Genomic DNA, 15,929 nt, shown 5'->3' on the forward strand with positions numbered 1-15,929 from the left:
TAAAGATAGAAAGCGAGGTGAAAAAATGGATGAATTAAATTCTTACTACAAAGATCAATTGATTGATCAATTAGAGTCTCTAATTGAGTTATGTGCATCTTACGATTCAGGCAATTTTACACGTGCAAAAGGTATGTCAGCGATCATAAGAACGATGGTGAAAGACCCAATTCCCAGATCTGGTAAAAAATCTGATACAGTTAGTTTACTTAAAACTCTAAACATAAAAGATGACATGAAATTTTATAACACAGCTTATGAAGCTGTTGATCCTGAATTCATGTTCAATTTAGTGGGTTTTGTTACTGTTCCAACTAAAAATGTAAAAGAACATTTTGCACTCGAACATATTTATCTTCCAGTCTTTGAAAATAGTACTCAGGTTGATTGTGAGTGGTTAGATTTTGAGAATTGGTGGACAGCTAAGGTCTTAGTATCAAAATCTGAATCAAAAAACATCATTTTAAGCAGGAAAGACATCGTTTTAAGGTTAGCCGAACAATTTGGTGGAGTTCATGTTGATGAAGTAAAAGCAGGAAATCGAGACTATTTCGATTTAGTTACTTCAAGATATAGTATCTTAACTCATGTTACTAAAGAGCAACAAGAAGCAATTAAGTACTTGCCGTACGCTCTTGTTCGACAAATTGCACATGAAGTAATTGTCAGTTTGAAAAATAAATTAAATCTGACGATCGTTTATAATCCAACAAATAAAAACAATTTACGTGGGATTCCAGAGAGTAACATCCGGCAGCCCGGAATGTTTTCCGAGAGTACTAAAGCATATTCAAAGCACACCAAAAAACCTTTTAGGCTTGCAAAACAAACTGTTATAAAATCCCCTCCCAATGCTGCATATGTCAAATTATTCTTCTGAAGCCTTATAGTGTTTGAGGATGGACAAGTCGTCCATCCTTTTTTAATCTCCGTAATGGGATATGTCGACTATCTGTTCCTTACAAATATTAATTTCATTAACTTTCAAGTTTACATTTTTGGGTTCATCTCTAAATTGCCATTTTTCTATCGCCATCACCAATGCACGTTTGGCTGATGCGGCAACAATTACCATAGACACATCTTCATCAAATTGATAATCTTGTGACTCAATTTTAAATACTTTCATCGTATCCCTCCTCAAACTAAAAAGGACTAACTTATGCTAATCCCAATGATTTTTTTATCGTCGCAATGTCTGTTTTCATCATTGCATTTTCCGTCTCAAGTGCCTCAATCCTAGCCAACAACTCCTGGACTCCCTTTGTGGTCAATGCGATTGCCTTGTACAAATCAATACTCTTTCCACCGCTCCCTGATATGTATGGGCTGTTCTCTGCAATGAAGCCAAGCTGCTTGTTCTCTATTCCAGATTCAACGTTGTAGTTCAAATCGTATTCCACGACTGCTAAACTACTTATTTTATCCAAAGCACTTATTTCTGTACTCATGATGTTCTGTTTAAAGTCCTCACTAGATCCGACCTCAAACGCTGAAGCAGCAATCGGTGCAAATGATAAATCAGAGTCGTGTACAACGTGAACCCGATCAATCGTTTGAAAATACATGATCGCATTTCGCGCCGTGATACGCTGGTGGTTGGAAAGAGTTCCAGTCTCAAAATCTTTGTCCATAAAATCTATATACTTGTCTGATCCGAAGCCTCCACGCAGAATCAGCGAAGTGTTCAGCGATGTGCCTGTATTGCCTTCACCGGGTTCAAAGATGAAACCTTCTTCTGAATATCTTAAACGCCTCACCTTGGTTCCGTTTTGATAATAGATTTCCCCCTGATCAAACACCAAAATGTCGCCCGTCACTGGATTCGTGAACTGCATGATGCCGGTGATGAGGTTTAGCCAGAAGTTGGCGCCGCTCAGTGTTCCCGTAGAAATAGCATTGGCATCGATGTTAATTGCTTGTACCGTGGCAAAATCAACTGTTCCGGCTAAAGCGTCGGCACTGGTCTTTTGCAGGGCCCAAATGATACCGTCCCATCGATACATCTCTACCGCTCCGGACTCGACTGGCTTATACCATAAATCATTAATATTTGACGCAATGGGTTCAGCCACACCGGTGTAAATCTTCGTTTTGCCATCAGCAGCTAAGCGAATTGTATTCAGATTAACTGCTACGGTTTCCAACTTCCCATCAACGGTTGTGTTGATGCTCTGCGCCAAACTTGCCCGCGCCTCACCGACTTCGATTGAATCGTATTGCTGCAGCAAGTCATCCCAAACGGTTTTTATGATTTTCTCGTTTGTTTTGATGCCGTACTCTTCAAAATAGATCGTTACCCAATCGCAGACGTTCACTTCTTCAATCGCTTGCGTCGCTTCATAGTCCAAGGTTTTGGCCAGATCTACATACTTGATTTTAAGATTCACTTTCGGCACACCGATACGATTATTGATGATGTAGGCCTCGGCTTTGGCCCGGAGCTGTTCGACCGTCGTGACATCATTTCCCGAAAAATCAACAGTGAGAATTTTCCTTCTTGCATAATTGCTGACATATTCGCTGTCGAGATAGTATTCCGGCAGCGTCTGAATGATTTCATTCTGATTGTCGTCCGTCACCACCGCATTGGGATAGATGGAGGTATAGGTCTCTGCTATATTCTCTTCTTGTTCGAGATCCGTCAGATTTCGGCCGTATGCAATGAGCGCCCCAGACTGTTTCCCGCGGTTTGCATAAAGTCTGATATCGTAGTTATCAAACATATACTCCCCGCCATACGTGTCCAAAAATGAACCCTCGACACCACCGAGCGCGTCCCTTGCATTCTTGACTTCCTTGATGGACCAGGAGCCGCTGCCCGGCAGCGGAAGGAGAAACTACAATGACAAAAAGAATGAAGACAAATTATCCAAACATATACAAGTACGAAACAAAAAAAGGAACGCGTTACCAGGTTCGGCGCGCGTATGTGATCAATGGCGCTCCTGGTGAATTCGATAAATCAGGATTCAAAACGATGACGGCCGCCCGTGCCAAGTTGCGTGAGATCGAAGAATTCATTGAGAATGAAGAATTCGGGATGATCAGCAATCCCAATATCACCCTGGACGAATACTATCAGAAATATAAAGAAAAACGGATCGCCCGAAAGGAATGGACGGCCGATTCTCTTTCCAGCATCGACAGCCACTACCGGAATCACCTATCGAACCGCTTTGGCCAAACGCCGTTGAAAAAAATCGATCGGCATAGTTATGAGCTGTACCTGAATGAAATGCTGCACGATGAAGGATTGGCTGAAGAATCAGTCAAGACCTATCACCATCTGATGTGCGCCATCTTGAATGATGCCGTACGCAGCGGAGTCCTGGAACGTAACCGGTTATCTTACGTGAAGATCCGCAAGGAAGGCGCCAAGCCAAAATCGAAGAACATCGATCTCGCGAACTATAATCTATTCATGGATAAAGCAAAAGAAATTTTGACAAAACAGAATTATGCGATGCTCTACCTCACTACTTTTGGTCTCAGACGCGGTGAAATCATGGGTCTGACACAAAAGAACGTGGTTTTCCGGCCGGATGGGACGTTCATCAGGGTTTTACTCACTCGAACGCTAAAACGTCCTGAAGGCAAAGGAACGAAGACTCCGAGCAGTGAGCGTATGATTGCTTTGACTGAGGAAGCGGCAGCGCTTCTGGAGTATTGCATCCAGGAAGCACGAGACATCAAAGCGGACTTCGGCCAGATCCTGAACCAGGATGATTTTATCTTCTTGAATCCGAAACGAGGCGTCCCCTACTGCGTTACCCACTTGAACCGTATTATGTCCTATGTCTCGGAAGAAAGCGGCGTGAAGGCCAGCCCACACATGATGCGGCACACCTTCACCACACAAGCATCCCTGGCAGGCGTGAACGGAAGAGCCCTGGCAGATTACCTGGGACACAAAAAAACCTCCATGACGGAGCATTATACTCACGCCACAGAGGAAGGCAGTCAGAAAGTCATTCAGATTGCCAGCACCCGTATGCATGGCTAAAATGGCTACATAGCAACGAAAACGCACTCGGGATTTTTTCCGAAATGGATCAAAAAATCCCGGATAAATCCCGAGTGCGCATATTTTCGCATCGTTTCAAACCGATTTCAAAAAATTGGAAATGTTGATTTAACAGCTTTTCGTTTCATTTTTAAAAATAATTGAAACGTTGAAAAGTCAACATTATTTCAGCAATTCGTACATGGCATCCGCATAAATCGCGGTCGCGCGGAAAAGATCATCCAAAGCGATGAATTCGTTGGCTTGGTGCATCGTGTCGATGCTGTCAGGGAACATCGCCCCATAAGCAACACCGCGCTCCAACAAGCGCCCATAAGTTCCGCCGCCGATGGACTGTTCATGTCCCTTTAAGCCGGTGTGTTTCTCGTAGACAGCCAACAACGTTTTTACCAACGGATCGTCAGCCGGCACGTAATGCGGCAATTTTCCGTGTCCGCCTTTTGCAATCGTCACGCCATAAGTAGCCAAGGCAGCTTCTAACTTAATTTCGATGCCCTCTTCGGAAACGCCTTGCGGATAACGGAAGTTCAACGCCAATTCGCCGCCAGTTGATGGTGTAAAGGTGAAAATGCCGGCATTCATGGTCAATTCGCCCATTACTGAATCCGTGTAAGCCAAATTTAGTTTCTGAGCATCATGCTGCAGATGGATGCGGCCCGCGATCAATTCAAGGAACGTGGCCGCTTGTCCGCCGAAGTTGAACTTGTTCAAGAAAGTGGCAAGATAGGTTCCCGCATTCACGCCGGCAGCCGGATTCATACCATGAGCGGCTTTACCGATCAATTCGATTGTTACTTGTTCTCCAGCTACAGAAATCGTTCCTTTGACTGGATTATTTTCTAGGAAAGCAGCGAATGCCTGTTCAATTTTGTCGGCTTCCGGACTGATGAATACGGCAGTCGCATCCTGAGGGACCATGTTTTCGCGCAGCCCGGCATCAAAACTCAACAACTCGTTCTTTCCGCCTTTGTTGTCGCCTCTGAATTGGACCATGAAAGTCTGCATGCCTTTTTCACCATTGATGATCGGGAACTCTGCATCCGGAGAAAAACCGAAATCAGGTATCCGCTCGTTTTCAAGATAGTGGTCCATGCATTTCCAACCGCTCTCTTCATCCGTACCGATGATGACGCGGACCTTTTTGGAAATCGGTAGCTTCAGGTCGCGGATGATCTTCAATGCATAGTAGGCAGCCATCGTAGGCCCTTTATCATCGCTCGATCCGCGGGCGTAGATGCGGTCATCAATGATCACGGGGACAAAAGGATCCGTATCCCAGCCGGTCCCGGTAGGCACAACATCGACGTGACCGAATACGCCCATCAATTCTTCACCTTCGCCAAATTCGATATGTCCGGCCAGATTGCCGACATTTTTCGTGATGAAACCGTCCCGTTCACCGATAGCCAAGAAAGCTTCCAAAGCTTCTTTAGGGCCTGGTCCGACCGGTGCATCAGGAGTTATTTTCGAATCATCCCTTACACTGTCGATCCGCAATAATGTGAATAAGTCCTCCAACAGTTCCGTTTTTCTGATTTCCACTTCTTTTTTCCAATTGATTTCCATGAACGCACATCCTAACTTAAAATATCATGCTATCATCATATCACTTTTGGCAAAATATCCAAATAAAAGCTTGGTATTTTGGCCCTACCGAAGACAAAATCTTAGCCTTTTTTAATCGACTCCGGCAGATGTTCCCGCAATGCCGCAAGTTCCTCATCGCGCAACGGACGGTAATCACCTTTTGCCAGTTGCTCATCCAAACGAAGAGGCCCCATCGTCAACCGTTTCAGGAAAGTGACCTCTTTTCCGCAGGCCAGCACCATCCGTTTCACCTGATGGAACTTCCCTTCTTTGATCGTTATTTCTACCTCCGAACTGTCCCTTTCTTCATCGTAGCCCAGGATTTCAAGTTTGGCCGGCAAACAACGGTAGCCGTCTTCCAGAATGATCCCTTCTGCGAAGGCCTTTTGGTCCTCTTCCGTCATCCGTCCCGCTGCTTCAGCGAAATAGACCTTGTCCACATGCCGTTTCGGCGACAGCAGGAAGTGTGCTAATTGGCCGTCGTTCGTCAGCAGCAACAGACCTTCCGTATCTTTGTCGAGACGACCGACAGGAAAGAGCTCTTGCTGATGCAGTTCAAATGCCAATAGGTCGATGACCGTTTTTTGATGGTTATCCTCTGTTGCACTGAGGACACCCTGCGGTTTGTTCATCATCAAGTACATGTATTCCTGATAGTTGACCGGTTCACCTCCTACAAGAACAGTGTCCTTTTCGCTGTCCACTTTGGCTTCAGCTTTTGTTTCAACTTTCCCGTTCACCGTCACCCATTTCTTTTTCAATAATACTTTGACTTCTTTTCTGGATCCGAATCCGGAATTCGACAGCAGTTTGTCCAATCGCATGTGTTTTCTCCCTTATAAACCAAAAAGCACCCACTAAGGCTGCTTTTCGGTTTCGTTTATTTTATTTGATACGCATTTTTCTGCGCAGGCTGTTCGCTTTAGCACCCAAAATGTCATCAGCGATGCGCAATTTCAGGGTCAGAAATAAGTAAACGAAGCCTCCGACTGCCGCTACGATGGCGACTACCACCAATGCTGTCAATTTGCGATCGATTGGGATGACCAGCATACTGGTTTTCAAGGCGATGAACGCGCAGGCCGTCATGACCAAGGCCACTGCCAAAATTTTCCCGGTTTTCCGCAATGTATCAACCAGACCGAAATGGGTCAGGTGATAGATTTTCCAACCGCTCAACAGTACAGTCACGATGAAACCGATCGTCGTCGCAACCAAAGCGCCTGCCGTATCGAATAAAGCCAACATCGGATACTGCATGATTGCTTTGACAACAAGCCCTACCAGTAGATAGGAGATCATTGTTTTATGGCGACTCAAAGACTGCAAAATCGATCCGAGCACCGTGAAAAGTCCCAATACAATGCTCATCAGAGCCGATACCGCTAATAGTGTAGGACCTACCGGATGAAGCGGATAGAACACGTTGTAGATCGGTTCTGAAACGACCATCATCCCAAAAGCTGCCGGCAACATGATGAATGCGAAAAGCTGGATGATCTCCCTCACCTGGCTCTGCAGTATACGAAAGTTTCCTTTCGTGAACTCGGCGGCAATCAGAGGCACCGCTGCCGTAGCCATGCCGACCGCCAACGAAACGATGATCATGATCAATTTGTCGGCGTTGAAACTGAACAGTCCGAATAAATCCTCGATTTCTTTGCCGGAGTAGCTCGTCAAGTTCACCATCATCGGTTTGAACGTCACCTGATCGATCAACTTGGCGAAAGTGATGCCTGAACCGATCAGGATGAATGGAATCGATTCCTGCAGCATGCTCTTGATGGCCGCAGTCGTCTGGATGTTGCTTGAAGGTTCACTGTTGGCGATCAACGGTTGATATTCCTCCATCTTCTTTTTGTAATAAAAAAGAAGGATGATGGTTGCAACAATCGCACCCACGAACGCCGCGAAAGTGGAGTGCGCAACCGCTGTGGCGATGTTGCCATCCAGCAGTTGCATCACGATGTAGGTGGCTCCCAAAAGGTACACTACCCTACCAATCTGTTCGAACACTTGTGAAATCGCTGAAGGCACCATATCCTGATAGCCTTGGAAAAAACCGCGCATCAAGCTCATGCCCGGCACCAGCAATAAGGCGGGAGCTAACGCCCGGATCACCAACGCCCCGTCTTCAGGCGAAGCCGCCGGACTGTTCTCAGCGATCATCGGTGCCAATCCGTACATCAAGGCGGCACTGACCGCACCCGTCAAAAGCATGAAGAACATGCTCTTCTTGAAGATGTCGATCCCGGTACGGTATTGATTTTTGGCATTGTACTGGGCTACTTGCTTGGACATCGCTGCCGGGAAGCCTGCTATACCGATTGAAAGGAAAAGCTGATAAGGTGTATAGCCTATCGAATAAAGGGCATTGGCTGTATTGGCCGCATCAGTCGATCCCATCAAAGCATTCCACGGGATGATATAGAGTGCGCCGATCAATCGGGAAAAAATGCTCCCGAAAGTCATCCAAAAAGTCCCCTGTACCATCTTGTTGTTTGTTGTTTCATTTTCTTCTTTGACATTTCTATCTGTTGACATGTGCAACCTGCTTTCTTCCTGATGAATGAAAGAGAATAATAATACCATCACTCAAGTATTTTACCAAATATCCGTTTTTTTTCAATCTATAGTAGACTTATTTTGCAAAATCCTAACAATTTCAGAATAATCCCTGACATTTCCAGGTCGAACATCCCATCGATTTGCATGCGTTTTCATACCATCACCTGAACGTTTATGGTAAAATGTAAGTGTGGAAAAGAACTGAGCCAATCCAGTTTTTGTCAAAATCTCAAATCACCACCACTTGGCTTTCACTTCAACCCTGTCGCTCAGGCTGCAATAGAAAAGAGGAATAAAAATGAACACCTCAAGAAAGGCGTTCAGACGTTTATTCGGAGTCATCCTTTCGCTCCTGCTTCTCCTCACCCTTTCGGCAACCCCTGCTTTGGCCGCTACCTCGCAAATTATTTATCAAGGTTCGACATCCAATAAGGTTGTTGCCTTAACGTTTGATGATGGATCGGACGGATATAACATCCAATCAATTCTGAACGCATTATCAGCCAATAACATAAAAGCCACTTTCTTCCTCACCGGTCAAGGTGCTGAAAATCATCCGCAGGCAATCAAGAACATTGTCTCAGCTGGCCATGACATCGGAAACCACTCCTATAATCATCCGGATTTCACAACCGTAGCAACGACCGAAATGACAAACCAACTCACCCGAACCGAAACGATCATCACGAATCTCACCGGCAAGAGCACAAAACCATTTTTCCGCGCTCCATTCGGATCCTATAACAGTACCGTCCTACAAACTGTCGGAAACGCCGGCTATACTTACACGTTCCAGTGGACTATCGATTCGCTCGACTGGACAGGGAATTCAGCCACTGACATCTACAACCGCGTCATCAATAATATCGTACCTGGAGCCATCGTTCTGATGCACACCGGTTACGGCGCCAACGGGACGACTGCCGCATTGCCGAACATCATCAATCAGTTGCGTGCGATGGGCTACTCGTTTGTGACCCTTTCCCAACTTATGAACACCACAAGCACTCCGGGAACAGGAACGGGAACGAGCTACACAGTCAAAGCCGGGGATACGCTCTATGCCATCGCTTTGCGGTATGGTGTGACTGTCCAAGCGATTGTTAACGCCAATGGCTTGACTAATGCCAACCTGATCCGCGTCGGACAAGTGTTGACGATTCCGGGAACAGGCACACCGACTACCCCTACGACTCCAACAACAGGGACAAGTTACACAGTCAAAGCCGGGGATACGCTCTATGCCATCGCTTTGCGGTATGGTGTGACTGTCCAAACGATCATTAATGCTAATGGCATCACAAACGCCAACCTGATTCGCGTTGGACAAGTGTTGACGATTCCGGGGACAAGCACGCCGACAACACCTACGCCCCCTACAACGCCGACGACTGGCACAACTTACACAGTCAAAGCCGGGGATACGCTCTATGCCATCGCCTTGCGGTATGGGGTGACGGTCCAACAGATCGTTACCGCTAATAACATCACCAACGCCAATCTGATCAGTATCGGTCAAGTATTGACGATACCTGGCACAGGAACGCCGACGACTCCAACTACGCCTACAACCGGCACGTCTTATACGGTCAAAGCCGGAGACACTTTATATGCAATTGCGCTTCGCTACGGTGTAACCATCACCCAGCTCGTTAACGCCAACGGCATAGCCAATCCGAACCTTATCCGGGTCGGTCAGGTGCTGATCATCCCTTAAGCATAACACAGAAAAAAAAGAGAACGCACGCCCCAAAGCTGAAGGTGTGCGTTCTTTTTGATATGTTAAGATTAATTCGCTACAATATTGACCAATTTGCCTGGGATGGCGATTGTTTTCCTTACCGTTTTACCTTCGATGCCTTCTTTGATGATGCTGTTTTCCAATGCCATCGCGATCATGTCATCATTTGAAATATCGGACGGAACCATTTCTTTGGTTTTTACTTTGCCGTTGATCTGGAATACCACTTCGATCTCGGCTTCGACAAGGAAAGCTTCATCATATGTTGGCCATGCAACGTAAGAAATGCCTTCCGGTTTGCCCAGTTTCACCCAAAGTTCTTCACTGAAGTGCGGTGCGATCGGCGCAAGCAACTGAATAAAGCCGGTAACGTATTCGAACGGCAATGCGTCCACTTTGTAGGCTTCATTGATGAAGATCATCATCTGCGAGATTGCCGTATTGAAGTGCAGATTATCGTAATCCTCGGTTACCTTCTTGACTGTCTGATGGTAAACCTTGTCCAATTCATGCGTGTTGATGGTTGTGATGCGGTCCCGCATTTTATCGTTTTCATCCAGAAGTAAGCGCCAAATGCGATCCAGGAACTTACGGCTGCCTTCGATGCCGCCCTCGCTCCATGTCGATGATGCATCCAACGGTCCCATGAACATTTCGTACATGCGGAGCGTGTCTGCGCCATATCTTTCCACGATGTCATCCGGATTGACGACATTTCCTTTTGATTTGGACATTTTTTCATTGTTTTCGCCCAAGATCATGCCTTGGTTGTACAATTTTTGGAACGGCTCTTTCGTTGGAACGATGCCGATATCGTAAAGGAATTTATGCCAGAAGCGCGCATACAACAGATGAAGCACCGCATGCTCGGCTCCGCCTATATAAAGATCGACGTTCTGCCAGTAGTCCAATCTTTCTTTTGAAGCAAGGTCGTTGCGGTTATGCGGATCCATGAAGCGCAGGAAGTACCATGAGCTGCCAGCCCATTGCGGCATTGTGTTGGTTTCACGTCTGCCTTTCATGCCAGTCACCGGATCGACAACATTGACCCACTCATCGATGACGGCAAGCGGAGATTCCCCAGTGCCGCTCGGTTTCACCTGATCGGTCTTCGGCAACAGCAACGGCAATTCATTCTCGGGAACCGTTGTCGATGTGCCATCTTCCCAGTGTATGACAGGGATCGGTTCGCCCCAATATCTCTGTCTCGAGAACAACCAATCACGCAGACGATAGGAAATCACTTTTTCACCCAATCCGTTTTCGGACAGCCAGTCGTTCATCTTCGCGATCGCTGTCGCTTTATCCAATCCGTTCAAGAAGTCGGAGTTGATGTGTAAGCCATCTTCCGTATAGGCTTCCTCTTCGACGTTTCCACCTTCAAGAACCGGAATAATCTCCAAGTCGAATTTTTTGGCAAATTCATAATCACGCGTATCATGGGCAGGGACAGCCATGATGGCGCCGGTTCCGTATGTCGCCAATACATAATCGGCGATCCAGATCGGGATTTCTTTGCCATTGACTGGATTGATTGCATAAGCGCCTGTGAATACGCCGGTCTTTTCTTTTGCAAGCTCCGTACGGTCCAGATCGCTCTTCAGTGAAATGGAATCGATATAAGCTTTGACAACTTCGGCTTGTTGGTTGGACATGATTTCCTTCACCAACGGCAATTCTGGCGCCATGACCGCATAGGTCGCGCCATACAAGGTATCCGGTCTAGTCGTGAAGACCGTAAATTCCTTATCCGAATCTTTGATTTTGAAAATAACGTTCGAACCTTCAGAACGTCCGATCCAGTTCCGTTGCATCTCCTTGATGCTCTCAGGCCAATCCACCAATTCCAGATCATCCAGCAAGCGTTCTGCATAAGCAGTGATTTTCAGCATCCACTGTCTCATCGGTTTACGGTAGACCGGATGACCGCCGCGTTCGCTGACGCCGTCGACAACTTCTTCGTTGGCAAGAACGGTACCCAATGCCGGACACCAGTTGACGGAAACTTCCGCCTCATAGGCCAAACCTTGTTCGTACAATTTTGTGAAGATCCATTGCGTCCATTTGTAGTAGCTTGGGTCCGTCGTATTGATTTCACGGCTCCAGTCATAACTGAACCCTAGCGATTGGATCTGGCGCTTGAAAGTTTTGATGTTAAGCTCGGTAAAATCAGCCGGATCGTTACCAGTATCCAGCGCATATTGCTCAGCCGGCAAACCGAAAGCATCCCACCCCATCGGATGCAATACATTGAAACCTTGTGCGCGTTTTGCACGGGCAACGATATCCGTTGCCGTGTAGCCCTCCGGATGGCCTACATGCAAGCCTTGTCCGGATGGGTAAGGGAACATATCCAATACATAATATTTCGGTTTCCCGCCCGCTTCGGTCGTTTTGAAGGTGCGGTTGTCTGCCCAATATTTCTGCCATTTTTTCTCGATCGTTTTATGCGTATAACCCATTTCCAGCAACATCCTTTTCTTTTCATTCATCCAAACAGGCGATGGCCATAAAAAAAGTCCTATAGGCAACGTCCATCACTGGTTCTGCCTATAGGACGAAATGTTCGCGGTACCACCTATATTGAATGTCTTTGCATTCCTTATCATGCCTGTAACGCAGCGATGCGGTCCCGCTTACTGATGCTTTCGGCGGAACAACTCAAAGGCGAGTTCAAAAGGCTCTTTGTGCATTTTCACCACCCATGCACTCTCTTCAAAAAAGCTGCTCTCTACTATTCCTTCTCTATGTCTGTTTCAGTTATGAATTGATTCATCTGCTATTTTAACAAATAAAACTCATTTCATCAAGACTTGATGCCTTCAAGCGTGATTCAGTTGATTACTTAAAAAGTGATGACTTGTCCGACATAAATGACGTTGGAAGTCATATCATTCGCTTCGATCAAAGCTGCTAAGCTAACACCCTTTTTCTTGGCGATGCTGTACAAAGTGTCGCCTTTTTGGACAGTATAAGTATTGCCGGATGCCTCAGGCTCACTTGTGGTCGGCGCTGTTGTCTGCGTTGAACTCGTCGTTGCAGCCAACTTCAAGGATTGGTTCACAAAAATGATATCCGTGTTCAGGTTGTTCCAAGCCTTCAATTCAGCAACCGAAACACCATTAGCGGAGGCTATTTTATAAAGCGTGTCCCCTTTTTGGACCGTATACATTTTATTCACGACTGTCGGAACAGAAGGCTTCGTCACAGTCGGTGGCGTTACGCCTGTGGAATTATTCCCATTCGTAACTGATTTTGTTACTTTCAAGGATTGACCCGGATAAATATAATCGGAACTCAGATTGTTCAGAGTCTTCAATTCAGCTACACTCAATCCGTTCGCATTCGCGATTTTCCAAAGCGTATCGCCGGATGCCACAGTGATTGTGCTTACAGTCGAAGGCGGTGTCGGCACTGCTGGATTGCTTGGCGGCGTCACACTCGGTGTTGTCGTAGTTTTTTTAACCAATAATGTTTGCCCCGGAACGATGACATCACTCGTCAGGTTGTTCAGAGTCTTCAATTCAGCTACACTCAATCCGTTCGCATTCGCGATTTTCCAAAGCGTATCGCCGGATGCCACAGTGATTGTGCTTACAGTCGAAGGCGGTGTCGGCACTGCTGGATTGCTTGGCGGCGTCACACTCGGTGTTGTCGTAGTTTTTTTAACCAATAATGTTTGCCCCGGAACGATGACATCACTCGTCAGGTTGTTCAGAGTCTTCAATTCAGCTACACTCAATCCGTTCGCATTCGCAATTTTCCAAAGCGTGTCGCCGGATGCCACCGTTATAGAAGTTGTTCCAGGGGTCACTGTCGGCGTGGAAGGTTTGTTTGGCGTATCTGTGCCCGCGCTCTTCAAAATCAGTACTTGACCTGTCATAATAGCGTCACTTGTCAAGTTATTCAATTTTTTTAATTCCGCAACGGTCAATCCGTTCGCATTCGCAATCTTCCACAAAGTATCTCCGGACACGACAACGACACTGTTGCCGTTGGATGGTGTAGTTGGCGTTGTTGCTCCAGGGGTTCCAGTAGTGATGCCGTTGATGTAATTCATTGGGTTGACGACAGCCCCATTTTCCTGCACTTCGAAATGCAGATGGACGCCTGTCGAGCTGCCGGTTGTTCCCATCACGCCGATTTTTTGTCCTTGGCTGACGGTCTGTCCTACGGATACCGATAGACCTGATTGCATATGCGCATACAACGTTTTGATGGTCACGCCGTTAATTTTGCCGTGGTTGATGACGACATAGTTGCCGTAGCTGTAATGATAAGTCGCGACTTCCACTACGCCTGCCTGAGCCGCGGAAATATTACCACTCCCTGCGATATCAACACCTCGATGGAATTCCTGTGCCCCATTTATAGGAGATGTACGGTATCCGAAGGGAGATGAAATGTATCCACTGGCTGGTTTGATGAAAGCACCTGTGATAGTAGTGCCTGTATTCGTTCCAGTAGTTGGTGCTGACGTGCCAACAGTCTTCAAGACTTGACCCGGATAGATTGCATCGGAAGTCAAACTGTTTACGGCTTTGAGTGCGGCAACGGTCATGTTGGTTGCATTCGCGATCGACCACAATGTATCACCCGATTTAACGGTGTATGATTGGGTAGTTGTTTGACCAGCATTGTTGTTTGATTCATTTTCGGTCTTATCGGGAGCAGTCGTTGTTGTTTTAACCAGTAACAATTTTTGGCCAACAAAGATTGTATCACTCGTCAACGCATTCAAACTTTTCAACTCACCAACCGTCAAGCCGTTTGCTGCAGCTATTTTGTAAAGGGTATCGCCAACAACTACCGTATATTCTGAAGTTGGAGTGGTTGGTGCTTTTTCTTCATCCGTATCTTCATCAGGGTTGTTTCCCTCGACTATAACGCTGTCAGGCAACACCAGACGATCTCCCACATAGATCATATTGGAAGTCAGTTTATTCAGCGTCAACAGATCCACTAACGAAATACCATACTTTTTAGCGATTGCATAAAGCGTGTCGCCGGGTTGAACGACATGGAAAGCCTCCCCCGCTTGAACCGGAGCATCCGGTGTATCAACTTCTTCCGAATCTTCTTCAGGTTCACTTGGTTTCTCTTGTTCTCCAGTATCTTCTTCTGAATTCTCGGGCAGGTCGACATTCGGCAGGTCAGGAGTATCAGTAGGCTTTTCAAAATCGACATTGCCTGCATCCGGATTTTCGACTTCTTCGTCATCTACAAGTTGATAGTTATCATATTGATCCAAACCGTATTGTGCAATGATTCTGTTCAACTTGGCACTGTAGGCTGTATCCGTAGCATAGCGACCGGTCAAATAAGCTGTTGCATCCTGGTAAGAGGCTGCATTGCTTTTCCAAGCACCGGCATAATAATTCGGATTCCAACTTGTTCCATTCGCAAGAAGATTTGCATAATCCTGCAAGGATTCGGCATAGGAAGGATATTTTCTGAATTCAGCATTGATTGGGTAGTAATTCTGCCCGCCGCTGTCCTCAAGTGTTCCCATGTTGACAGATTCTCCGTTATAGTTCCCTTTGATCCCGAACAGATTATAGTTGGGAGCCGAAGCTAAAGCGCTGGTACCCCAACCGCTTTCGAGGATGGCTTGAGCCATCATCACAGAGGCATAAAGATCATTTTTGGCAGCGATTATGGTCGCGGAAGGGATGATCTGGTTCAAAAAGGGATTAGTGGAATATACTTGTGTATCCTTTGTTCCGAGCGCAGTCTTCTCTGCTGCCAGAACCATTTCGACTGGCTTCACGACAGTTGTCATGAATAAGGATGTACTCAATACCGCTACGCTGCGTTTCAGTCTTTTATTCGTGGTGATAAAAGAATTGGTCAGTTGTTCTTTTTTCTTTTGGTTGATGCGTTCGTTTCTGGATAACACCAAAATATACCACTCCTTGTATCAAAAATACTGCCTATATGGCAGTGAAAACATCTGGTTTTTTAACAATGATGGAAAGATAATTTAAATTTCTTTTAAGAAATAAT

The 15,929-nt window shown here is 46.2% G+C and carries 10 protein-coding genes and 1 other annotated feature; of the genes, 3 read left to right on the forward strand and 7 right to left on the reverse strand.

What is annotated here, in order from left to right; all coding sequences use genetic code 11:
• Positions 1 to 25: 25 nt before the first annotated feature.
• On the forward strand, positions 26 to 880 hold the full coding sequence (locus tag ACKPCD_RS09825; protein ID WP_321433077.1) for a hypothetical protein: 855 nt from the start codon (positions 26 to 28) through the stop codon (positions 878 to 880).
• Positions 881 to 922: 42 nt separating this feature from the next.
• On the opposite strand, the gene ACKPCD_RS09830 is transcribed toward ACKPCD_RS09825, so the two are convergent.
• Positions 923 to 1,129, reverse strand: coding sequence for a hypothetical protein (locus tag ACKPCD_RS09830; protein WP_321433078.1), 207 nt, complete (start codon positions 1,127 to 1,129; stop codon positions 923 to 925).
• Positions 1,130 to 1,160: 31 nt separating this feature from the next.
• On the reverse strand, positions 1,161 to 2,828 hold the full coding sequence (locus ACKPCD_RS09835; protein WP_321434555.1) for a phage tail spike protein: 1,668 nt from the start codon (positions 2,826 to 2,828) through the stop codon (positions 1,161 to 1,163).
• A 17-nt stretch (positions 2,829 to 2,845) separates the two neighbouring features.
• Here ACKPCD_RS09835 and ACKPCD_RS09840 point away from each other — a divergent pair, with 17 nt between their 5' ends.
• Positions 2,846 to 4,006 (forward strand): tyrosine-type recombinase/integrase, encoded by a 1,161-nt coding sequence (locus ACKPCD_RS09840; RefSeq protein ID WP_321433079.1) that lies wholly within the window; start codon positions 2,846 to 2,848, stop codon positions 4,004 to 4,006.
• Positions 4,007 to 4,189: 183 nt separating this feature from the next.
• Here the strand turns inward: ACKPCD_RS09840 and pepV are convergent, their stop codons facing one another.
• The 3 genes from pepV to ACKPCD_RS09855 all read right to left on the reverse strand — a co-directional run bounded on the left by pepV (position 4,190) and on the right by ACKPCD_RS09855 (position 8,158).
• Positions 4,190 to 5,593, reverse strand: a complete 1,404-nt coding sequence (gene pepV / locus ACKPCD_RS09845) for a dipeptidase PepV (RefSeq protein WP_321433080.1) — start codon at positions 5,591 to 5,593, stop codon at positions 4,190 to 4,192.
• Positions 5,594 to 5,694: 101 nt separating this feature from the next.
• A complete protein-coding gene (locus tag ACKPCD_RS09850; RefSeq protein WP_321433081.1) occupies positions 5,695 to 6,438 on the reverse strand; it encodes a pseudouridine synthase in 744 nt (247 codons plus the stop codon).
• A 61-nt stretch (positions 6,439 to 6,499) separates the two neighbouring features.
• Positions 6,500 to 8,158 (reverse strand): putative polysaccharide biosynthesis protein, encoded by a 1,659-nt coding sequence (locus tag ACKPCD_RS09855; protein WP_321433082.1) that lies wholly within the window; start codon positions 8,156 to 8,158, stop codon positions 6,500 to 6,502.
• Between the two features lie 322 nt (positions 8,159 to 8,480).
• On the opposite strand from ACKPCD_RS09855, the gene ACKPCD_RS09860 reads away from it, so the two are divergent.
• The gene (locus ACKPCD_RS09860) at positions 8,481 to 9,899 is read left to right on the forward strand and encodes a LysM peptidoglycan-binding domain-containing protein (protein WP_321433083.1); all 1,419 of its coding nucleotides are present in this window, start codon (positions 8,481 to 8,483) and stop codon (positions 9,897 to 9,899) included.
• A gap of 71 nt (positions 9,900 to 9,970) precedes the next feature.
• On the opposite strand, the gene leuS is transcribed toward ACKPCD_RS09860, so the two are convergent.
• Both leuS and ACKPCD_RS09870 read right to left on the reverse strand, forming a co-directional pair.
• On the reverse strand, positions 9,971 to 12,385 hold the full coding sequence (gene leuS / locus ACKPCD_RS09865) for a leucine--tRNA ligase (RefSeq protein WP_321433084.1): 2,415 nt from the start codon (positions 12,383 to 12,385) through the stop codon (positions 9,971 to 9,973).
• An 88-nt stretch (positions 12,386 to 12,473) separates the two neighbouring features.
• Positions 12,474 to 12,680 (reverse strand) — a binding site (T-box leader).
• An 88-nt stretch (positions 12,681 to 12,768) separates the two neighbouring features.
• Entirely contained in the window at positions 12,769 to 15,822 is a 3,054-nt protein-coding gene (locus ACKPCD_RS09870; protein WP_321434556.1) for a LysM peptidoglycan-binding domain-containing protein, read from the reverse strand.
• Between the last annotated feature and the right edge of the window lie 107 nt (positions 15,823 to 15,929).

This window comes from Trichococcus flocculiformis (genome assembly GCF_963662535.1).
Taxonomy (GTDB): domain Bacteria; phylum Bacillota; class Bacilli; order Lactobacillales; family Aerococcaceae; genus Trichococcus; species Trichococcus flocculiformis.